Annotated in this window: 17 protein-coding genes and 1 riboswitch; of the genes, 8 read left to right on the top strand and 9 right to left on the bottom strand. The window is 70.9% G+C overall.

Annotation, left to right across the window (positions count from 1 at the left end; all coding sequences use genetic code 11):
- Window positions 1–97: 97 nt before the first annotated feature.
- The 3 genes from HZZ00_RS36425 (at window position 98) to HZZ00_RS36435 (ending at window position 2,570) form a co-directional block, all read left to right on the top strand.
- Window positions 98–646 (top strand): RNA 2'-phosphotransferase, encoded by a 549-nt coding sequence (locus HZZ00_RS36425; protein ID WP_180330263.1) that lies wholly within the window; start codon window positions 98–100, stop codon window positions 644–646.
- Window positions 647–688: 42 nt separating this feature from the next.
- The gene (locus HZZ00_RS36430) at window positions 689–1,591 is read left to right on the top strand and encodes an LLM class flavin-dependent oxidoreductase (protein WP_180330264.1); all 903 of its coding nucleotides are present in this window, start codon (window positions 689–691) and stop codon (window positions 1,589–1,591) included.
- A gap of 109 nt (window positions 1,592–1,700) precedes the next feature.
- The gene (locus HZZ00_RS36435; RefSeq protein ID WP_180330265.1) at window positions 1,701–2,570 is read left to right on the top strand and encodes an HAD-IIB family hydrolase; all 870 of its coding nucleotides are present in this window, start codon (window positions 1,701–1,703) and stop codon (window positions 2,568–2,570) included.
- Window positions 2,571–2,626: 56 nt separating this feature from the next.
- Here HZZ00_RS36435 and cydD read toward each other — a convergent pair whose 3' ends face one another.
- The 4 genes from cydD to hisC all read right to left on the bottom strand — a co-directional run bounded on the left by cydD (window position 2,627) and on the right by hisC (window position 10,157).
- Window positions 2,627–6,148, bottom strand: coding sequence for a thiol reductant ABC exporter subunit CydD (gene cydD, locus HZZ00_RS36440; RefSeq protein WP_180330266.1), 3,522 nt, complete (start codon window positions 6,146–6,148; stop codon window positions 2,627–2,629).
- A 58-nt stretch (window positions 6,149–6,206) separates the two neighbouring features.
- On the bottom strand, window positions 6,207–7,211 hold the full coding sequence (cydB, locus tag HZZ00_RS36445) for a cytochrome d ubiquinol oxidase subunit II (protein ID WP_180330267.1): 1,005 nt from the start codon (window positions 7,209–7,211) through the stop codon (window positions 6,207–6,209).
- Window positions 7,212–7,226: 15 nt separating this feature from the next.
- On the bottom strand, window positions 7,227–8,735 hold the full coding sequence (locus HZZ00_RS36450) for a cytochrome ubiquinol oxidase subunit I (RefSeq protein ID WP_180330268.1): 1,509 nt from the start codon (window positions 8,733–8,735) through the stop codon (window positions 7,227–7,229).
- A 342-nt stretch (window positions 8,736–9,077) separates the two neighbouring features.
- Window positions 9,078–10,157 carry a histidinol-phosphate transaminase gene (gene hisC, locus HZZ00_RS36455; RefSeq protein WP_180330269.1) on the bottom strand — a complete coding sequence of 360 codons (1,080 nt, stop codon included), beginning with the start codon at window positions 10,155–10,157 and terminating at the stop codon, window positions 9,078–9,080.
- Between the two features lie 418 nt (window positions 10,158–10,575).
- On the opposite strand from hisC, the gene HZZ00_RS36460 reads away from it, so the two are divergent.
- From HZZ00_RS36460 to HZZ00_RS36470, 3 genes are all read left to right on the top strand, one after another.
- Complete coding sequence (locus tag HZZ00_RS36460; RefSeq protein ID WP_074992781.1) at window positions 10,576–11,688, top strand: LacI family DNA-binding transcriptional regulator; 1,113 nt, start codon at window positions 10,576–10,578, stop codon at window positions 11,686–11,688.
- 264 nt (window positions 11,689–11,952) lie between these two features.
- Complete coding sequence (locus HZZ00_RS36465) at window positions 11,953–13,032, top strand: metallophosphoesterase (protein WP_180330270.1); 1,080 nt, start codon at window positions 11,953–11,955, stop codon at window positions 13,030–13,032.
- Between the two features lie 182 nt (window positions 13,033–13,214).
- Window positions 13,215–13,976, top strand: coding sequence for a hypothetical protein (locus HZZ00_RS36470; RefSeq protein ID WP_180330271.1), 762 nt, complete (start codon window positions 13,215–13,217; stop codon window positions 13,974–13,976).
- Window positions 13,977–14,068: 92 nt separating this feature from the next.
- Here the strand turns inward: HZZ00_RS36470 and thiC are convergent, their stop codons facing one another.
- On the bottom strand, window positions 14,069–15,853 hold the full coding sequence (thiC, locus tag HZZ00_RS36475) for a phosphomethylpyrimidine synthase ThiC (RefSeq protein WP_306856143.1): 1,785 nt from the start codon (window positions 15,851–15,853) through the stop codon (window positions 14,069–14,071).
- Window positions 15,846–16,024: riboswitch (TPP riboswitch) on the bottom strand. (Overlaps the previous gene by 8 nt.)
- 71 nt (window positions 16,025–16,095) lie before the next feature.
- Here thiC and HZZ00_RS36480 point away from each other — a divergent pair.
- Complete coding sequence (locus HZZ00_RS36480; RefSeq protein ID WP_180330272.1) at window positions 16,096–17,520, top strand: YibE/F family protein; 1,425 nt, start codon at window positions 16,096–16,098, stop codon at window positions 17,518–17,520.
- Window positions 17,521–17,647: 127 nt separating this feature from the next.
- Here HZZ00_RS36480 and HZZ00_RS36485 read toward each other — a convergent pair whose 3' ends face one another.
- The 4 genes from HZZ00_RS36485 to HZZ00_RS36500 all read right to left on the bottom strand — a co-directional run bounded on the left by HZZ00_RS36485 (window position 17,648) and on the right by HZZ00_RS36500 (window position 19,920).
- A complete protein-coding gene (locus HZZ00_RS36485) occupies window positions 17,648–18,085 on the bottom strand; it encodes an SsgA family sporulation/cell division regulator (protein ID WP_070028813.1) in 438 nt (145 codons plus the stop codon).
- A gap of 98 nt (window positions 18,086–18,183) precedes the next feature.
- Window positions 18,184–18,954 carry an IclR family transcriptional regulator gene (locus tag HZZ00_RS36490; protein WP_257585570.1) on the bottom strand — a complete coding sequence of 257 codons (771 nt, stop codon included), beginning with the start codon at window positions 18,952–18,954 and terminating at the stop codon, window positions 18,184–18,186.
- A 289-nt stretch (window positions 18,955–19,243) separates the two neighbouring features.
- Window positions 19,244–19,456, bottom strand: coding sequence for a DUF5326 family protein (locus tag HZZ00_RS36495; RefSeq protein ID WP_180330273.1), 213 nt, complete (start codon window positions 19,454–19,456; stop codon window positions 19,244–19,246).
- A gap of 146 nt (window positions 19,457–19,602) precedes the next feature.
- Window positions 19,603–19,920, bottom strand: coding sequence for a cupin domain-containing protein (locus tag HZZ00_RS36500; RefSeq protein ID WP_146468739.1), 318 nt, complete (start codon window positions 19,918–19,920; stop codon window positions 19,603–19,605).
- A gap of 59 nt (window positions 19,921–19,979) precedes the next feature.
- Here HZZ00_RS36500 and HZZ00_RS36505 point away from each other — a divergent pair, with 59 nt between their 5' ends.
- Window positions 19,980–20,357, top strand: coding sequence for a phage holin family protein (locus tag HZZ00_RS36505; RefSeq protein ID WP_180330274.1), 378 nt, complete (start codon window positions 19,980–19,982; stop codon window positions 20,355–20,357).
- Window positions 20,358–20,359: the final 2 nt, after the last annotated feature.

A 20,359-nucleotide genomic window follows, 5' to 3' on the forward strand; every position in this document is an offset into this window, starting at 1 on the left:
CGTCAATTCCCCTGTGGATAACCCCGGTTGTCTGTGGACCAAACCTCCCCGCGGAAAACAACCTGCGTGATCCGCGTCTCCCCCACATCCTGGGAGCATGGACGAACAACGCGCCATCAGGGTGTCCAAGTACCTCTCCAGACACCTCCGCCACCAGCCCGGCCGGATCGGCCTCACCCTCGATCCCGCCGGCTGGGCCGACATCGACGAGCTGATCACCGCGGCGGCCCGCCACGGCTTCCCCCTCACCCGCGAGGAACTGGCCCGCGTGGTCGAGACCAACGACAAACGGCGCTTCACGATCGACGGCACCAGGATCCGCGCCGCCCAGGGCCACAGCGTCCCCGTCGACCTCGGCCTGCCCCCGGCCACCCCGCCGCCGTACCTCTACCACGGCACCGTCCCCGGCGCCGTGCCGGCGATCAGGGCGGACGGGCTCAAGCCCATGGGCCGGCACGCCGTCCACCTGTCCGCCGACCGCGCCACCGCCACCCGGGCCGGCGCCCGCCGCGGCCGGCCCGTCGTCCTCACCGTGGACGCCGCCGCCATGCACCGGGACGGCCACGTCTTCCAGCGCAGCGCCAACGGCGTCTGGCTGACCGCCGCCGTCCCCCCGCGCCACCTGCGCTTCCCGGGCCCCCGCTGACCCGCCCCGCACCACACCGCCCCACCGCTTACCCTCGAACGCATGAGTCTGCGTCTGAGCACCGTGATCCTGCCGTACCGCCGCTGGCACGAGGGCGGCCGCGCGGCCTGGGTGCGCGCCGAGCAGCTGGGCTTCCACACCGCGTACACCTACGACCACCTGTCCTGGCGCAGCTTCCGCGACGGCCCCTGGTTCGGTGCCGTCCCCACCCTGACCGCCGCCGCTGCCGCCACCGAGCGACTGCGCCTCGGCACGCTGGTCACCTCCCCGAACTTCCGGCACCCGGTCACCCTCGCCAAGGAACTGATCTCCCTGGACGACATCTCCGGCGGCCGCGTCACCCTCGGCATCGGCGCGGGCGGCACCGGCTTCGACGCCACCGCCCTCGGCCAAGAGCCCTGGACCCCGCGCGAGCGCGCCGACCGGCTCGCCGAGTTCGTGCCGCTGCTCGACCGGCTGCTCACCGAGGACGCGGTGTCGCACGAGGGCCGCTTCTACTCGGCGCACGAGGCACGCAACATCCCGGGCTGTGTGCAGCGCCCCCGGCTGCCGTTCGCGGTGGCCGCCACCGGCCCGCGCGGGCTGCGGCTCGCCGCGCGCCACGGCCAGGCCTGGGTGACCACCGGCGACCCGAAGCTGTACGAGTCCGGCACCCCGGAGCAGTCCGTCGAGGCCCTGCGCGGCCAGCTCGCCAAGCTGGCCGACGCCTGCGCGGAGGCCGGCCGCGACGTCACCGACCTGGACAAGGTCCTGCTCACCGGCTTCACCCCGGACCGCGGCCGCCCGCTGAGCTCGCTGGACGCGTTCGTGGACTTCGCCGGCCGGCACCGGGAGCTGGGCTTCACCGAGATCGTCGTCCACTGGCCCATCCCCGACTCCGACTTCGCCGCCGACCAGAAGGTCTTCGAGCGGATCGCCATGGAGGCCCTCGCCCAGCTGGACTGATGTGACCGGAGACACCTCGTGGGGTTCCAGGGACGACCAGAGCGTCATCTGCGTCTCATCTGTGCACAGTTCCGCACGCCCGTGCGGGCATATGCGCGAGAATGACCGGATGACCTCAGCGACCAGGCAACCCGGGACCCCCGCCGCCGCGATCCGCCCGCGGCTGATCGCCACCGACCTCGACGGCACCCTGCTGCACGACGACAAGTCGGTCTCCCCGCGCACCGTCGCCGCCCTGGCCGCCGCCGAGGAGGCGGGCATCGAGGTCTTCTTCGTCACCGGCCGCCCGGCCCGCTGGATGGACGTCGTCAGCGACCACGTCCACGGGCACGGCCTGGCCATCTGCGGCAACGGCGCCGCCGTGGTCGATCTGCACGGCGGCCCCGGCGCCCACCGCTTCGTCAAGGTGCGCGAGCTGGCGCGGGACAACGCCCTGGCCGCGGTACGCCTGCTGCGCGAGGCCGCGCCCGGCACCAAGTTCGCGGTCGAGCAGACCTACGGCTTCCACCAGGAGCCGGACTACCCCAAGCTGTTCGTCGAGAAGCCGGACAACCTGCTGCCCGCCGAGGAACTGCTCGCGGCCGACGGCCCGACCGCCGACCAGCCCGTGCTCAAGATCCTCGCCCACCACGCCTCGCTCGACCCCGACGCGTTCCTCACCCTGGCCCGGCTGACCGTCGGCGAGCGCGCCACCGTCACCCGGTCCAGCCCCAGCGCCCTGCTGGAGCTGAGCGGCCCGGGCGTCTCCAAGGCCAGCACGCTCGCCCTGTGCTGCGCGGAACGCGGCATCTCCCACGAGGAGGTCGTCGCCTTCGGGGACATGCCCAACGACATCGAGATGCTGACCTGGGCCGGTCAGTCCTACGCCATGGGCAACGCCCACCCCGACGCCATCGCCGCCGCGACCGGCCGGGCGCCCGCCAACACCGAGGACGGCGTGGCGATCGTGATCGAGCAGTTGCTCGCCCGGCACGCCTAGGGTCTTTCGCCTGGCCGAGCCTCCGCGATGGCGGCCCGGCCGAACCCCGGGGGGCGTCACCGGGCCGCGACCAGCGACTCCGCCTGCGCCTCCCGGCGCACCATCTCCCGCAGCGGTCCGTCCACCGCGGCCAGCTCCGCGTAGGACCCCCGCTGCACCACGCGGCCCGCGTCGAGCACGATCACCTCGTCGACCTCGTCCAGCCCGGCGAGCCGGTGGGTGATCAGCAGCGTCGTACGGCCCTCGGTGGCGGCCAGCAGGTCGGCGGTGAGGGCGTCGGCCGTCGGCAGGTCCAGGTGCTCGGCGGGCTCGTCGAGCACCAGCACGGGGAAGTCGGCGAGGAGCGCACGGGCCAGTGCCAGGCGCTGCCGCTGGCCGCCGGACAGCCGCGCCCCGTGTTCGCCGACCAGCGTGTCCAGGCCGTCGGGCAGCCCGTCCACCCAGTCCAGCAGCCGCGCCCGGGCCAGGGCCCCGCGCAGCTCGCTCTCCGTGGCGTCCTTCCGGGCCAGCAGCAGGTTCTCGCGCACCGAGCTGTCGAAGAGATGCGCGTCCTGCGCGCACAGTCCGACCAGCCGCCGGACGTCGTCGCCGGCCAGCTCGCGGGCGTTCACCCCGGCGAGGGTGTACGTCCCCGACCACGGGTCGAGGAACCGCAGCAGCACCTGCGCCAGGGTCGTCTTGCCGGAGCCGGAGGCCCCCACCACGGCGATCCGGCGGCCCTCCGCCAGGGTCAGGTCGAGCCCGGCCAGCGCCTCCCGGCCCTGCCCCTCGTACCGTGCGGTCAGCCCCTTGAGGACCACCGGGAACGGTGTCACGGGCGCCTGCCGGGGCCGCTCGGGCTCGCGCACCGGCTCGGGTGCGTCCAGCACCTCGTGGACCCGTTCCGCACTGCGCCGCACCCGCTGCCGGTAACGGACGGCGAGCGGCAGCCCGAGCACGGCCTCGAAGGCGGCCAGCGGGGTGAGGACCACCACGGCCAGCGCCACCCCGCCGAGCCGTCCCGCGGCCACCGCCTGGACGCCGAGCAGCGCCGTGGCCGTGACGGTCAGGCCCGAGATCAGCGCGGTGAGTCCGTCGCCGAGCGCGGTGACGGCGGCGGCGCGCGACGCGATCCGGGTGAGGGTGCCGTCCGCCCGCCGGGCCGCACCGGCACGGTCCGGCAGCGCGCCGGCCACGGTCAGCTCGGCGGTGCCGGTGAGCAGATCGGTGATGCGGGTCGCCAGTTCACCGCGGGCCGGCGCCAGTCGTCGCTCGGTGCGCCGGGCCACGGTCGCGGTCACCAGGGGCACGCCGACCCCCGCCGCGAGCAGGCCCGCCGCGAGGGCGGCGCCCGCCTCGGGCAGCAGCCAGGCGGTGAAGCCGACGGTCGCGGTGGAGACGAGCAGGGCGACCGAGGCGGGCAGCAGCCAGCGCAGCCAGTAGTCCTGGAGCGCGTCCACGTCCGCGACCAGCCGGGTGAGCAGATCACCGCGGCGGGCGCTCTTCAGCCCCGCGGGAGCCAGCCGTTCGAGGCGCCGGTAGACGGCGACCCGGGTGTCGGCCAGCATCCGCAGCACGGCGTCGTGCGAGACCAGCCGCTCGGCGTAGCGGAACACGGCCCGCCCGATCCCGAACGCCCGTGTCGCCGTGACCGCGACCATCAGATACAGCACCGGCGGCTGCTGCGAGGCCCGCGAGATCAGCCATCCGGAGGTCGCCATCAGCCCGACGGCACTGCCGAGCGCGAGGCTGCCCAGCAGCCAGGCCAGTCCCAGCCTCCCCCGCCAGGCCGCGCCGAGCCCCCGGACCCGGGCGAGCGCGTTCCGCGCCCGTCCCGGCTCCCCGGTCGGCGCGGGTGCCGACTCGGCGGGCTCGTCCTGCGGCCCGGGGTTCCGGGTGGCGGACGTCCGTGCCTCCAGGGGGCGCGGCCCGTCGGCCGGGCCCGGCTCACCGAGGGCGCCCACCGGTTCGGCGGATTCGAGCCGCACCACCCGGTCGGCCACATCCAGCAGCGCGGGGCGATGCACGACCACCAGCACCGTGCGGCCCGCCGCGAGCCGTCGCACCGCCGAGACGACCTCCGCCTCCGTCGCCCCGTCCAGTGCGGCCGTCGGCTCGTCCAGCACCAGCAGGGGCCGGTCGGCGAGGAACGCCCGCGCGAGCGCCAGCCGCTGCCGCTGTCCCGCGGACAGCCCGGCCCCGTCCTCCCCGAGCACGGTGCCCGCACCGTCCGGAAGCGCGTCCGCGAAGTCCAGCGCCCCCGCGTCCCGCAGCGCCCGCCGCACGGCGTCGTCGTCCGCGTCGGGCCGCGCCAGCCGTACGTTCTCCGCGATCGTTCCGGCGTACAGATGCGGTCGCTGCGGCACCCACGCGATCCGCGAGCGCCACTCCTCCAGATCCAGTTCGGCGAGGTCGACGCCCCCGATCCGCACCCGCCCACGCGCGGGGCGCACGAAGCCCAGCAGCACATGCAGCAGCGTCGACTTGCCCACCCCGCTCGGCCCGACGAGCGCCACGGTCTCCCCGGGCTCGACGGTGAACGACACATCGCTCACGGCGTCCGTGGAACGCCCGGGGTAGCGGACCGTGACCCCCTCGAAGGTCACCGCCCCCGAGGGCACCGCGCCGCTCCCGGACGCCGGCACCGGCGTCTCCAGCACCGCGAAGATCTCCTCCGCGGCGGCCAGTCCCTCCGCGGCCGCGTGGTACTGCGCTCCCACCTGGCGCAGCGGCAGGTACGCCTCCGGCGCCAGCACCAGGATCACCAGCCCGATGTACAGGTCCATGTCGCCGTGGACCAGCCGCATGCCGATCGTCACGGCGACCAGCGCGACGGACAGCGTGGCCAGCAGTTCCAGCGCGAAGGAGGAGAGGAAGGCGATCCGCAGGGTCCGCATCGTGGCCTGCCGGTACTCACCGGTGATCCGGCGGATGGACTCGGCCTGTGCCTTGGCCCGGCCGAACACCTTGAGCGTGGGCAGGCCCGCGACCACGTCCAGGAAGTGACCCGACAGCCGGGACAGCAGCCGCCACTGCCGGTCCGTCCGGGACTGGGTGGCCCAGCCGATCAGCATCATGAACAGCGGAATGAGCGGCAGGGTGACGACGATGATCGCCGCCGACACCCAGTCCTCGGTGACGATCCGCGCCAGCACCGCCACCGGCACGACCACCGCGAGTCCCAGCTGCGGCAGATAGCGCGAGAAGTAGTCGTCGAGGGCGTCCACCCCGCGCGTGGCCAGCGTGACCAGCGAGCCGGTGCGCTGACCGCCGAGCCACCCGGGGCCCAGCGCGGCCGCCCGGTCCAGCAGCCGGCCCCGCAGCTCGGACTTCACGGCCGCGCTCGCCCGATGGGCGGCCCGCTCGGTGAGCCAGGCCACCAGGGCCCGGCCCACGGCCACCGCCGCCAGCAGCAGGAGTGGAGTGCGCAGTTCGGTCAGGGACCGCCCGTGCTGGAAGGCACCGACGACCACCTCGGCGATGAGCATCGCCTGGGCGATGATCAGCCCGGCACCGACGGCCCCCAGGCCGACGACCGCCACGAGGAAGAAGCGGGTGGCACGGGCGTAGCGCAGCAGACGCGGATCGACTGGTTTCACGTGAAACAGGCCCTTCGGTCCAAGGGGTGTGTTTCACGTGAAACACACCCCGGCGGACTCAATGTGCGGCTTCGGCGATGTGCTGCGTGCCGATCCGCTTGCGGAACACCCAGTAGGTCCAGCCCTGGTAGAGCAGCACCAGCGGAGTGGCGATCACCGCCAGCCAGGTCATGATCTTCAGGGTGTACGGGCTCGACGAGGCGTTGGAGACCGTCAGGCTCCAGTCCCCGTTGAGGGTCGACGGCATGACGTCGGGGAAGAGCGACAGGAAGAGCATCGCCACGGCCGCCACGATGGTGAGGCCGGACAGGCTGAACGCCCATCCCTCACGCCCGAAGTGGTTCGCCGTCAGCGCGCCGAGCAGGGCGGCGACCGCCAGGACGAGGGCGACGAGACTCTTGCCGTCACCGCTGTGGACCTGTGTCCACAGCAGGAAGCCGGCCGCCAGCACGGCGGCGACGAGACCGGCCCACCGGGCCAGCTGCCGCGCCCGCGTCCGGATGTCCCCGACGGTCTTCAGCGCCGTGAACACCGCTCCGTGGAAGGTGAACAGGCTGAGCGTCACCAGTCCGCCGAGCAGGGCATAAGGGTTGAGCAGGTCCCAGACGCTGCCGACGTACTCGAAGTGCTGGTCGATCTTGACTCCTCGCACGATGTTCCCGAAGGCCACGCCCCACAGGAACGCCGGGAGCAGGGAGGTCCAGAAGATCGCCGTCTCCCAGTTGCGCTGCCAGTTCTCCTCGGGCCGCTTCGCCCGGTACTCGAAGGCGACGCCCCGGACGATCAGGCAGACCAGGATGAGGAGCAGGGGCAGGTAGAAACCGGAGAAGAGGGTGGCGTACCACTCCGGGAAGGCGGCGAAGGTCGCGCCGCCCGCCGTGAGCAGCCAGACCTCGTTGCCGTCCCAGACCGGGCCGATGGTGTTGATGAGCACCCGGCGTTCGGCCCGGTCCCGGGCCAGCAGCTTGGTGAGGATGCCGACCCCGAAGTCGAACCCCTCCAGGAAGAAGTAGCCGGTCCACAGGACGGCGATCAGGACGAACCAGACGTCGTGAAGTTCCATGACTGTTCCCTCGGCCTAGTACGAGAAGGCCATCGGCTTGTCGGCGTCACGGGTGTCGCCGCCGATCTTCGTGGGCGGGTTGAGGTCGTCCTCGGTCAGCTCGGGCGGTCCGGCCTTGATGTACTTCGCCAGCAGCTTGACCTCGACCACCGCGAGGATCGCGTACAGCGAGGTGAAGACGATCATCGAGGTGATGACCTCACCCTGGGAGACACCGGGGGAGACCGCGTCCCTGGTCTGGAGGACGCCGTAGACGACCCACGGCTGGCGGCCCATCTCGGTGAAGATCCAGCCCCAGGAGTTGGCGATCAGCGGGAAGGCCATGGTCCAGGTCGCGATGCGCCAGAACCAGGGGGCCAGCTTGGGGCCGAGTTCCTTCTTCGGGAACAGCACCAGGCGCGGGACCTCGTCCTCGCCGACCCGCAGGTGCTGCGGCAGCATGAACTTCTTGCGGGTCAGCCACAGTCCGGCCAGGCCGATGGCGAAGGAGGCCATGCCGAAGCCGATCATCCAGCGGAAGCCCCAGAAGGCGACCGGGATGTTGGGTCGGTAGTCGCCGGGCCCGAACTTCTGCTGCTCGGCCTTGTTGACGTCGTTGATCCCGGGGACCTCCGACGTGAAGTTGTCGTCGGCGAGGAAGGAGAGCAGACCGGGTATCTCGACGGCGACGGTGTTGTGGCCCTTCTCCACGTCGCCGTAGGCGAAGATCGAGAACGGTGCCGGCTTCTGGCCGTCCCACAGCGCCTCGGCGGCGGCCATCTTCATCGGCTGCTGCTTGAACATGACCTTGCCGAGGGTGTCGCCGCTGACCGCGGTGAGCAGACCGGCGATGACCACGGTGATCAGACCGAGCCGCAGCGAGGTCTTCATCTCGCGGATGTGCTTCTTGCGGGCCAGGTGGTAGGCGGATATGCCGACCATGAAGGCGCCACCGGTCAGGAAGGCCGCGGAGAGGGTGTGGAAGGCCTGGCTCAGGGCGGTGTTCTGGGTCAGCACCGCCAGGAAGTCGGTCAGCTCGGCGCGCCCCCGGGCCTTGTCGATCTTGTAGCCGACCGGGTGCTGCATCCAGGAGTTGGCCGCGAGGATGAAGTACGCCGACAGGATCGTACCGATCGAGACCATCCAGATGCAGGCCAGATGGATCTTCTTCGGCAGCTTGTCCCAGCCGAAGACCCACAGGCCGATGAAGGTGGACTCGAAGAAGAAGGCGATCAGCGCCTCGAAGGCGAGCGGGGCGCCGAAGATGTCACCGACGAAGCGGGAGTAGTCCGACCAGTTCATGCCGAACTGGAACTCCTGCACGATGCCGGTGACCACACCCATCGCGATGTTGATCAGGAAGAGCTTGCCCCAGAACTTCGTCGCCCTGAGGTACTTCTCCTTCTCCGTGCGGACCCAAGCCGTCTGCAGCCCGGCCGTGAGGGCGGCCAGGGAGATCGTCAGCGGAACGAACAGGAAGTGGTAGACGGTGGTGATCCCGAACTGCCAGCGCGCCAGTGTCTCCGGCGCCAAAGCCAAGTCCACGTCGTCACTCTCCTTACTACGCCGTGGTACTGCGGCGATTCGCCCCGACTGTCACGTACATACGGGGCAAACGGGACGCGCTTGTGAACGCGTTCACATTCACAAGCCATTATGGCGCACTGATTTTCGGCCAGGAAGTCCGGGGTCGTCCTCTTGCCTCCGAGTCAAGATCCGTATGGCCCACTCGGCGCCCTCCGGAAGGGGCCCTTGCGCGGGCATGGATCTCGCGGTCCACGGGTAACCCCCACCGCGAGCTGCTCAAAAGCCCGGAAACCCCCGTTTCACGTGAAACGGGCGCCCGGCAGAGCCGGGCGCCCGTGATCTTCTCCAGTGTGAGCCGAACTACATCTCCTTGTGGAACGCCTCCGTCACCTTCAGGAAGATGTCGTTCGCCTCGGCCTCGCCGATCGTGACCCGGACTCCCTCGCCCGCGAACGGCCGAACCACGACCCCGTGCTCCTCACAGGCCTGGGCGAACGCGGTCGTCCGCTCCCCGAGCCGCAGCCACACGAAGTTGGCCTGCGTCTCCGGCACCGTCCAGCCCTGCGCCCGCAGCCCGTCGACCACCCGCGTGCGCTCGCACACCAGCGAGCCGACCCGGCCCAGCAGCTCGTCCTCCGCCCGCAGCGAGGCGATCGCCGCCTCCTGCGCCAGCTGGCTCACCCCGAAGGGCACCGCGGTCTTCCGCAGCGCCGCGGCGACCGGCTCATGGGCGATCGCGAAGCCGACCCGCAGCCCGGCCAGGCCGTACGCCTTGGAGAACGTCCGCAGGACGCAGACATTGGGCCGCTCCCTGTACAGCTCGACGCCGTCGGGCACCTCGGGGTCGCGGATGAACTCCCGGTATGCCTCGTCCAGCACCACCAGCACATCCCGGGGCACCCGGTCGAGGAAGCGCTCCAGCTCGGCCCGCCGCACCACCGTGCCGGTCGGGTTGTTCGGGTTGCAGACGAAGATCAGACGCGTCCGGTCGGTGATCGCCTCGGCCATCGCGTCCAGGTCGTGCACCTCGCCGGCCGTGAGCGGCACCTGCACCGACCGGGCTCCGCTGATCTGCGTGATGATCGGGTACGCCTCGAACGACCGCCAGGCGTAGATCACCTCGTCGCCGGGGCCGCTGGTGGCCTGGATCAGCTGCTGGGCGACGCCCACCGAGCCCGTACCGGTGGCCACGTGGGCGGCCGGCACTCCGAAGCGCTCCGCCAGTTCCTCCGTCAGGGCGGCGCACGACATGTCCGGGTAGCGGTTGAAGGAGGCGGCGGCCGCGGTCACGCTCTCCAGCACACCGGGGAGCGGGGGGTACGGGTTCTCGTTCGAGGACAGCTTGTAGGCGACCGGACCGTCGGCCGCGGCCGGCTTGCCCGGCTTGTAGGTGGGGATACCCTCCAGCTCGGCGCGCAGCTTGGGGCTCGTCTCGCTCACCGCAGTCCTCCTCGCGACCACCGGCGGACCGTCGACACCACCGGCTTCCAATACTGCTCACCATATGAGGATTCGGCTCCGCTGAGTATGGGTCGTGGGCAAACCCCGTGGATCGCGACGTCAGCACGGGCGTCGCGCCAGGAAGACACCGTTTCGGGGGGCGCACCGCACATATATCTATGCGCCGGTGGCTTGCGCCCTGGCGCGCATCACCCGTCAAGGTGAGTTGAGACCTCTTCGAAACATCGGACCATTGGCAGGCTCATCCGCATCGCCACATCGTGTCTCGCAAAGAAAGCGCTCAACTACCATTGATTCGCAGGCAGTTGACCCTGTACGGCCATGCAGAAACGTGCCTGTCAACGAGTGCATATGCGTCCGCACTACCCCACCGCATGAGCCCTACTATCGGCTCGCCATGACAGCAGCAGGGAAGCACCAGGTGAGCCGCGCGGAAACCTCACGTCGAGGCAGCAGGCCAGGCCGGGCAGGCATCAGGGACGTGGCCGCCGCCGCCGGCGTCTCCATCACGACCGTCTCCGACGCCCTCAACGGCAAGGGCCGGCTCCCGGATGCCACCCGGCGCCACGTCCGCGAGGTCGCCGACCGGCTGGGGTACCGCCCCTCGGCCGCCGCCCGCACCCTCCGTACCGGCAAGTCGGGCCTGATCGGCCTGACCGTGACCACGTACGGGGATGAACCTTTCACCTTCACCGAGTTCGCGTACTTCGCCGAGATGGCGCGGGCCGCCACCTCGGCGGCGCTCGCCCGGGGCTACGCCCTGGTCATCCTGCCCGCGACCTCCCGCCACGACGTGTGGTCCAACGTCGCCCTGGACGGCACCGTCGTGATCGACCCCTCCGACCAGGATCCGGTGGTCAGCGAACTGGTCCGCCAGGGGCTGCCCGTCGTCTCCGACGGCCGCCCGGCCGGCGCGCTCCCGGTCACCGCCTGGGTCGACAACGACCACGAGGCCGCCGTCCTCGGCATCCTCGACCACCTCGCCGCCGCCGGCGCCCGCCGTATCGGCCTGCTCACGGGCACCTCGACCGACACGTACACCCATCTGTCCACCACCGCCTACCTGCACTGGTGCGAGCGGGTCGGCCAGGACCCGGTCTACGAGTCCTACCCGGCGCACGATCCGTGCGCGGGCGCCGTCGCGGCCGACCGGCTGCTCGCCCGCCCGGACCGGCCCGACGCCGTCTACGGGCTGTTCGACCCCAACGGCACCGATCTGCTCGCCGCCGCCCGCCGTTACGGGCTGCGCGTCCCCGACGACCTGCTGCTGGTGTGCTGCAGCGAGTCCACCGTGTACGCCAGCACCGAGCCGCCCATCACCACGCTCTCCCTGAAGCCGCGCCGTATCGGCACGGCCGTCGTGCAGCTGCTCATCGACGCCATCGAGGGCGTGGAGTCGGAGCAGCCGGTGGAGCAGGTGATACCGACCGAACTGATCGTGCGCACGTCCTCCCAGCGGCGGCCCCCGCGCACCACGGTCAGCCCGCCGCGCACCCCGGACGACGCGTAGCACGAACGGCGCCGGAGCCCCGGGCAGGCCCCCGGCGGCCGCGCTCCGCCCGGGCCGCACAGGGCCCGCGGCCCTCGGAGAGCACGCGAACACCTGCCCAAACAGGGCGAAACCGGCGGTGCGGCGGAGCCTTGTTCCGATTCACCACCCCTGGGTCATCACATGGCGCGACGCGCATTCCTATGATGGGCCCACGACACCGCGGACCGCTGCGACCAGGCAGTCCGAAGCGGTGCAGATGCGGCGCGATGGTGGAGGGGTCTGATGACTCAGGGGGCCGGTCAGGGACCCGAGGTGGAGCGGACGGCGACGCTGCGCGACTTCCGGGTACCCGCGTACGTCCACGAGACCGGTCCGTACGTCCACCAGGACCAGCAGGACGACACCGCGCCGCCCGCCGAGGAGTCGTACCCCGAGGGGTACACGCCCACCCAGCGCGATCTGCCCGTCATCCAGCGCGGTGACACGCTCCAGGTCCCCGTCGACCCGGCGCCCGCGGCCCCGGCCCCACAGCCCGCGGCCGGCCCCGGCCCGCTGTTCGTCGTCGGCGACGTCCACGGCTACCTCGACGAACTGATGACCGCCCTGCGGGAGCAGGGCCTCATCGACGACGCGGGTCAGTGGTGCGCCGGAACGACCCGGCTGTGGTTCCTCGGCGACTTCACCGACCGCGGTCCTGACGGCATCGGCGTCATCGACCTGGTGATGCGGCTGTCCGCCGAGGCGGCCGCGGCCGGCGGCTACTGCAAGGCCCTCATGGGCAACCACGAGCTGCTGCTGCTCGGCGCCAAGCGGTTCGGCGACACGCCGGTCAACTCCGGTGCGGGCACGGCCACTTTCCAGGCGGCCTGGCTGCTCAACGGCGGCCAGAAGACCGACATGGACCGTCTCCAGGACCACCACCTCCAGTGGATGGCCCGCCTGGACGCCGTCGAGCAGGTCGACGGCTATCTGCTGGTGCACTCCGACACCACCGCCTACCTGGACTTCGGCGACTCGATCGAGGCCGTCAACGACAACGTCCGCGAGACGCTCACCCGTAACGACGCGGACGAGTGCTGGGACCTGTTCCGCAAGTTCACCAAGCGCTTCTCCTTCCGCGACGAGGGAGGCGCCGACGCCGTGCGCGCCCTGCTCGACACCTATGGCGGCACCCGGATCGTGCACGGCCACAGCCCCATCCCCTACCTCCTCGGCGAGGTCGGCTCCGAGGACGACGAGGAGGGCAGCGGCCCGGTCGTCGAGGGACCGCACGTCTACGCCGACGGACTCGCCATCGCGATGGACGGCGGAGTGACCATGGCCGGAAAGCTGCTGGTCCGCCAACTCCCCCTGGAGCACTGACCGTTCCTCCGGCGGGACTCGCCGCCGCGGAGTACGCGCAGGCCGGGACCCAATTTCCGGCAATCCCCTGTCATCACGCGCCGTCGCGGCTCTACCATCGGCTTATCCGTAGCAGGCTCCCCTCCGTTTCTGCCCGACGGCTCGCAGGTGTGCGGGCCCCAAGCCCTACGGAGCATCGGGGGATGCACATGAACAGCCTTCCGCAGCACCTGCGGAGCGAGGACCGACAGGAATTCGAACGGCTCCTCGACGAGGTTCTGCGCTCAGCACCACACCGAGCGGAACTGGCCGCCGCCGGACAGCGGCTCAGCCCCGCGCAACTGCGCACCATGGCCATCGCCGCCTCCGCGCTCATCACGGCGGCCGCGTCCGCCGAGTACGCGCACTACGTACGGATCCGCGACGAACTGCGCCGCCCGGAACCGCCAGCGACCCCGGACGACCCCGGCTCCAGCGGGACGGACCCGGCCGCCGGGCCCCACGGGGCGGGTGCCGTCGCGGTCGTCGCCGTCCTGGCCCCCCTCCTCTCCGCCACCGCGGCGGCGATATTCCTGCTCATCGGCTACATCCTGAGAAGCCTGGACCCCGGTCAGCCGCTGGCCGGCACCATGCTCACCGCCGGCTGGGTGTTCGGGGCCCTGACCGTGGCGGCGATACTCGTCGCCGCCGTCGGACTGCTGCTCACCGCGCTGCGCAACGGCGCCTCGCCCGAGTCCCGGGCCCGTGACGCCGCCGCCGAAGAGGTCGCCAGAGCGAGAGCGGCCTGGCAGGACGCCCTGCTGGAGCGCGGCATCCTGCCGTTCCTGCGGGAGGCCCTCGGCGAGCCCGGGCCGGCCGCGCCGCCCCGCACGGCCGCCCCGCGCGGTCGTATGCCCCGGCTGGGCTATGACCGCCCCGACTACACCAGCCCCGACTACGGCGGCCCGGAGCACCAGCCGGACTGACCCCGCCGAGCCCGCGGCGGGAGGGACGCACTCGCCGTCCACCGAGCCGGTGCCGACCGGCCCGTGCGGGCGGCGAGTCCAGCCTGTCCCGCTCAGTCAGCGATCGGGAGGTACACCCGGTTCCCCGAGGCCGCGAACTCCGCCGACTTCTGCGCCATCCCCTCCTCGATCTCGGCCCGGCTGCCGCCGTGCTCGCGGCGGATGTCCTGCGAGATCTTCATGCTGCAGAACTTCGGACCGCACATCGAGCAGAAGTGCGCCGTCTTGGCGGGCTCGGCCGGCAGGGTCTCGTCGTGGAACTCGCGGGCCGTGTCCGGGTCGAGGGCCAGGTTGAACTGGTCCTCCCACCGGAACTCGAAGCGCGCGTCCGACAGCGCGTCGTCCCACTCCTGCGCGCCCGGGTGTCCCTTGGCGAGGTCGGCCGCATGGGCGGCGATCTTGTAGGTGATGACGCCGGTCTTGACGTCGTCCCGGTTGGGCAGGCCCAGGTGCTCCTTGGGCGTGACGTAGCAGAGCATCGCCGTCCCCCACCAGGCGATCATCGCGGCGCCGATGCCGGAGGTGATGTGGTCGTACGCCGGCGCGATGTCCGTGGTCAGCGGGCCGAGCGTATAGAACGGAGCTTCATCGCAGATCTCCTGCTGAAGGTCGATGTTCTCCTTGATCTTGTGCATCGGGACGTGCCCGGGGCCCTCGATCATCGTCTGTACGTTCAAACGCCTGGCGATCCGCCCGAGTTCCCCGAGTGTGCGCAGTTCCGCGAGCTGCGCCTCGTCGTTGGCGTCGGCGATGGAGCCGGGCCGCAGACCGTCGCCCAGCGAGTACGTGACGTCGTAGGCGGCGAGGATCTCGCACAGCTCCTCGAAGTTCTCGTAGAGGAACGACTCCTTGTGGTGGGCCAGGCACCACGCGGCCATGATGGAGCCGCCGCGCGAGACGATGCCGGTCTTGCGGTTGGCGGTGAGCGGCACGAACGGCAGCCGCACGCCCGCGTGGACGGTCATGTAGTCCACGCCCTGCTCGGCCTGCTCGATGACCGTGTCCTTGTAGATCTCCCAGGTGAGTTCCTCGGCCCTGCCGTCGACCTTCTCCAGGGCCTGGTAGAGCGGCACCGTGCCGATGGGCACGGGGGAGTTGCGCAGCACCCACTCGCGGGTGGTGTGGATGTTGCGGCCGGTGGAGAGGTCCATGACCGTGTCGGCGCCCCAGCGGGTCGCCCAGGTCATCTTCTCCACCTCCTCCTCGATGGACGAGGTCACCGCGGAGTTGCCGATGTTGGCGTTCACCTTCACCAGGAACCGCTTGCCGATGATCATCGGTTCGATCTCCGGGTGGTTGACGTTGGCCGGCAGTACCGCGCGGCCCGCCGCGATCTCCTCGCGGACCACCTCGGGGGAGACGTTCTCCCGAAGGGCCACGAACTCCATCTCCGGAGTGATCTCCCCCCGACGCGCATACGCGAGCTGCGTCACCGCCTGCCCGCCATGGCCCCGCCGGGGCTGACGCGGGCGTCCCGGGAAGACCGCGTCCAGGTTGCGCAGCCCGCCGCGCGGCGAGGTGTGCTTGATCCCGTCGTCCTCCGGGCGGACGGGACGGCCCGCGTACTCCTCGGTGTCGCCGCGGGCGATGATCCAGTTGTCCCGCAGCGGCGCCAGGCCCCTGCGGACATCGGTGTCGACGTGCGGATCGGTGTACGGGCCCGATGTGTCGTACAGCGTGACCGACTGCCCGTTGGTGAGGTGCACCTGACGGACCGGCACGCGCAGATCGGGGCGCGAACCCGCGACATACGCCTTGTGCCAGCCGATGGACTTCCCGGCCTCCTCGGACATGTCGTCCTGGACGGAGGCAGGCGTGCGTGCGTCCTTGTTGGTCATGAGACCTACTCCCTACGCCGGCATTACCCGGTAACAGGTTCGGCGGTCGACGCAGCGGTATCCGTCGGTCCGACGCCTCCCGTGGAACATCGCTCGTTCCACGTGAAACATCGCCTCTACGGAGGTCAGCGCCCTCTCAGCCCGGTGCTCCGAGCTCCCGCGTGTGCAAAGGTGCCTCCACGCTAGCGCCATCGATGGCGCGATGAACAGTGGGCCTCCCCGGTTCTTGCGATGATCTGGCGATGACCAGGATGGAGCAGCACCCGCGCCGGCCGTCCGGCCCACGCCCGCCCGACGGCTCGGACCACCCGGGACCTGACCACCCGCACCGCCACGTCCACGCCGCCCCCCGCGGCCCCTCCCCCGGTCACGGCCACGGACACGGACACGGGCCCGCGGCGCCCGTGTCCCGGCATCTGCGCAAGGTGATCGCCGCGGTCCTGGTCCCGTTCGCCGCGGCGGTGGTGGTCGGTCTGGTGGTGCTCTGGCCCGGTGGCGCCCCCTCCCACAAGCACAGCGGCGTCGGTTTCGACCGGCAGACCCAACAGGCCACCGTCACCCGGGTGGTGGCGGTCGACTGTGCCTCGGTGCACGCCTCGGGCGGAGCCCCGGCCGCCGATCCCTCCGCCACCGGCGGCTCTCCGCCGGGGCGGCAGTCGGGCGGCACCTGCAAGAAGGCGACCGTCCGGGTCGACACCGGCAGGGACAAGGGCCGTACGTTCACCGAGATCGTGCAGCCCGACCAGCCCCGGCAACTGCACCAGGGCGAACAGGTGGTCGCCGCCTACGAGCCCACGGCGCCGAGGGACCTTCAGTACTCGGTGACCGATGTGAACCGCACGTTCCCGGTGGCGCTGCTGGCGGGCGTCTTCGCGCTCGCCGTCGTGGTGGTGGGCCGCATGCGCGGTGTGCTGGCCCTCGTCGCCCTCGCCGTGAGCTTCCTGGTGCTCAACCAGTTCGTCCTGCCCGCGATCCTTCAGGGCTCCAACCCGCTCCTGGTGGCGGTGGTGGGGTCGAGCGCCATCATGCTGATCGCCCTGTACATGTGCCACGGCCTCTCGGCCCGTACGTCGGTTGCGGTCCTCGGCACGCTGATCTCCCTGTCGCTGATCGGCCTGCTCGGCGCGCAGTTCATCGGGTGGGCGGCCCTCACCGGCAACACCGACGACAGCACCGGTCTGATCCACGGGCTGTACCCGAAGATCGATATGAGCGGTCTGCTGCTGGCCGGGGTCATCATCGGTTCGCTCGGGGTCCTGGACGATGTGACGGTGACCCAGACCTCGGCCGTGTGGGAGCTGCACGAGGCCAATCCGTCGATGGGTCCGCGCGGCCTGTACCGAGCGGCCATCCGCATCGGCCGCGATCACATCGCCTCCGTCGTCAACACCCTCGTGCTCGCCTACGCCGGCGCCGCGCTGCCGTTGCTGCTGCTGTTCTCCATCGCGCAGAGCGGCGTGGGAACGGTGGCCAACAGCGAGCTGGTGGCCGAGGAGATCGTGCGCACCCTGGTGGGCTCCATCGGCCTGGTGGCCTCGGTGCCGGTCACCACCGCGCTGGCCGCCCTGGTCGTGGCGTCCGACCGGCGGGGACCGGGCACGGGGGCCGCCACGGGCGCCCGGCCCGCTGCGGCGAGAGGCGGCCGGGGTCGACGCCGCAAGCGGTGAGCCGGGCTCGGCCCCCGGGCAGGCCCCTCGTGCCACCGTGAGAAGTGCGGTTCGCCGTGCCCGCAGAAGCGTTCCTGCACTGTTCCGTGCGACGCGGCGGAGCAGCGGCGCCCCGTTTCGCGGTGACTCAGCCCGCGCTCTGCTCCTCGGCCAGGATGCGGTCCAGCGCCTCGTCGAGGTGCGCGTCGAAATCGGCCAGCGCCCCCTCCTGCCCGAGCGGCACCAGTTTGTCCGTACGGTCGAGGAAGGCCACGAGCGGCGAGGCGGACGAGCGGAACAGAGCCTGGTCGCACCCGACCTGAAGCCGGATCAGGACCTCGCCGAGCACCTCGGCCTCGACGGGGGAGATGCGCACATCGCCCTCCCCGCACGGCCGCCCGACACCGTCGATCAGCAGCTCCCGCCCGAAGACCCAGGTGACCGGGGCGTCGCCGGGCAGATGGAAGGTGAGCCGCACGGCGTAGGGATCGCCGGTCTCGTAGCGCAACTCCACCGGAATACGGAAGGAGAGCTCCTCCGAGACGAGAAAGCTCATCATGACCTCTGCCTGTACGGACTCGCGCATCGCCTACCCCGTCGTATGACTTCGACTGGCCGGGTTTGATCCCTCTGACCGTGGTAAATCTTGCTGAAAGTACACAGTGGATCACAAGGAGTAAGATTTCAGATACTGATAGACAGCGTGAGAGTCCCGATGTCGCGGCCGATCTCCGTTTGCAGCCGGTGGGCCGCGGGCAGCAGCCGGTCGGCCTGATGGGCCGGGAGCGAGAAGGCCACGGTGGCCGCGGTCGTGCCGACCGTGATGGGAACCGCCGCGCAGACCGTGCCGAGCGCGTACTCCTGGCGCTCCACCACCGGCTCCATGCGCCGCACCCGGGCAAGCCGCCGCAAAAGGGCGTCGTTCTCGCGCACGGTGTACGGAGTGAGTGCCTGCACCGGGTAGCGCGCGAGGTGGTCGCGCCGGGCGTTCTCGTCCAGCTGGGAGAGCAGGCACTGACCGATGGCGTGCGCATGCCCGGTCTCGCGGAAGTCGGCCCACTCCTCGGCCGCGGGGGCGTCCCGGGAGTCGGAGACGCACAGGACGTCGATCTCGCCGTCCCGGTACATCGCGTAGTACATCGGCGCACCGATGGAATCACGCCAGTGGGCGAGCGTGTCCGCGACCCTGCAGCGACGATTCTCCCGGGCTCCGTTGCTGCTCAGCCGCTCGGCCGCGTCACCGAGGAAGAACAGCCCCTTCTCCCGGCGCAGATAGCCCTCGTGCACCAGGGTGCGCAGCAGGTGGTAGGCGGTGGGCAGGGCCAGGCCGGTCGCACGGGCGAGCTGCTTGGCGGGGGCGCCGTACGGATGGGCCGCGACCGTCTCCAGCAGCCGCATGGCGCGCTGCACGGAGCCGATGAGGGTCGCGGTGGCCGGCTGCGGTGCGGCGGCCATGCCGGACGGCCGCCGTGGGGAAGAGGCGCGGGGGCCGGGCTGGGCGGGGAGTGAGCGGGTTTCTGCCGGTGCGGTGTCGACCGTGGCCAAGGGTTACTCCGGAAGCGCGAGGGGGCAGGCCGTGCGTGAGCGGGGAGCACGGTTGGGGGTCTGCGCCACCCACGGGGCGGGCCCGTGGGGAGTTCCGGACTCTAACCGCCTGCCACCGCGTGCAGACGGGCTCACGGGGAAACTTCCCTCCCCCGAGGGAACCGGCACCCCCTCACCGGTCACCGGCTCCCCTCGTCGTTCACCAGTCGCCGTGCGAGGAGGAATTCGACATGAACTTGCGCACGATGTAGATCAGACCGCCGACCAGGGCCACGAAGACCAGGACCTTGAACAGCAGCCCGATCACGAAACCGACGACGCTCGCAATCAGCCCGCCGAAGACGACCAGGGCGATGACCGGCACCGCGACCCACTTCACCCACCACGGCAGTCCCGCGAAGATCCCTCGCATGGCCCTCGTCCTTCTCGTCTCGTGCGTACGTCTCGTACGGTCCCGATGTCCTGCGATCGATGCTAGGGCTGTCAAGGGGGCCCGCGGGGGCCCCGCGGCCCTTGTCCTCCCCTGAACCGTCCCCTAGGGAACCCGGAGGTCCGTTCTCACGCCTCGGGCGGAGAGAAGACGACGAGCACCCTCAGGTCCTCGCTGATGTGGTGGAACTTGTGTGCGACGCCGGCGGGCACGTACACGACGCTGCCCCGCGCCACCTCGGTCGTCTCCAGGCCGACGGTGATCGACGCGCGGCCGCTGACGACGAAGTACACCTCGTCCTGGTTGTGCGGCTTCTGCGGGTCGTGCTCGCCCGCGTCGAGGGCGTAGAGCCCGACCGACATGTTCCGCTCGCGCAGGAACTGTAGGTAGGCACCCTCGTTGGCGGCGCGTTCCGCCTCCAGTTCGTCCAGCCGGAATGCCTTCATCTGCGTTGCCGCCCTCGCCTCACTGCTCGCTACCGATCGGGTCTGCCACGATCAGACACATGAAGAATTTCGTAGTCAAGACGATCGCGAACGCGGGAGCCCTGGCGGTGGCCGTATGGCTCCTGGACAAGATCACCTTGACCGGTGCCGGCACCGCCGAGAAGGCCGGCACGCTGATCGTCGTCGCGCTGATCTTCGGCCTGGTGAACTGGCTGGTCAAGCCCGTTCTGAAGGTGCTCACCTTCCCGCTGTTCATTCTGACGCTGGGCCTGATCACCCTCGTCGTCAACGCATTGATGCTGCTGCTGACCTCGTGGGTGTGCGGCAAGCTGCAGCTGAGCTTCCATGTGGAGGGGTTCTGGACGGCCGTCCTCGGCGGACTGATCATCTCGGTCGTCTCCTGGGCCCTGCACATGATCCTTCCGGACGAGGACTGAGC

The organism is Streptomyces sp. NEAU-sy36 (assembly GCF_013423905.1).
In the GTDB taxonomy this organism is placed as follows: domain Bacteria; phylum Actinomycetota; class Actinomycetes; order Streptomycetales; family Streptomycetaceae; genus Streptomyces; species Streptomyces misionensis.

Bases quoted from the DNA above. Each gene is read 5' to 3' on its own strand.
- thiC (WP_306856143.1), bottom strand. From the start codon at position 15,853: ATGACCAACAAGGACGCACGCACGCCTGCCTCCGTCCAGGACGACATG.
- HZZ00_RS36495 (WP_180330273.1), bottom strand. From the start codon at position 19,456: ATGCGAGGGATCTTCGCGGGACTGCCGTGGTGGGTGAAGTGGGTCGCG.
- HZZ00_RS36470 (WP_180330271.1), top strand. From the start codon at position 13,215: ATGCACATGAACAGCCTTCCGCAGCACCTGCGGAGCGAGGACCGACAG.
- HZZ00_RS36480 (WP_180330272.1), top strand. From the start codon at position 16,096: ATGACCAGGATGGAGCAGCACCCGCGCCGGCCGTCCGGCCCACGCCCG.
- HZZ00_RS36465 (WP_180330270.1), top strand. From the start codon at position 11,953: ATGACTCAGGGGGCCGGTCAGGGACCCGAGGTGGAGCGGACGGCGACG.
- cydB (WP_180330267.1), bottom strand. From the start codon at position 7,211: ATGGAACTTCACGACGTCTGGTTCGTCCTGATCGCCGTCCTGTGGACC.
- HZZ00_RS36425 (WP_180330263.1), top strand. From the start codon at position 98: ATGGACGAACAACGCGCCATCAGGGTGTCCAAGTACCTCTCCAGACAC.
- HZZ00_RS36505 (WP_180330274.1), top strand. From the start codon at position 19,980: ATGAAGAATTTCGTAGTCAAGACGATCGCGAACGCGGGAGCCCTGGCG.
- HZZ00_RS36435 (WP_180330265.1), top strand. From the start codon at position 1,701: ATGACCTCAGCGACCAGGCAACCCGGGACCCCCGCCGCCGCGATCCGC.
- HZZ00_RS36485 (WP_070028813.1), bottom strand. From the start codon at position 18,085: ATGCGCGAGTCCGTACAGGCAGAGGTCATGATGAGCTTTCTCGTCTCG.
- HZZ00_RS36460 (WP_074992781.1), top strand. From the start codon at position 10,576: ATGACAGCAGCAGGGAAGCACCAGGTGAGCCGCGCGGAAACCTCACGT.
- HZZ00_RS36430 (WP_180330264.1), top strand. From the start codon at position 689: ATGAGTCTGCGTCTGAGCACCGTGATCCTGCCGTACCGCCGCTGGCAC.
- HZZ00_RS36490 (WP_257585570.1), bottom strand. From the start codon at position 18,954: ATGGCCGCCGCACCGCAGCCGGCCACCGCGACCCTCATCGGCTCCGTG.
- HZZ00_RS36500 (WP_146468739.1), bottom strand. From the start codon at position 19,920: ATGAAGGCATTCCGGCTGGACGAACTGGAGGCGGAACGCGCCGCCAAC.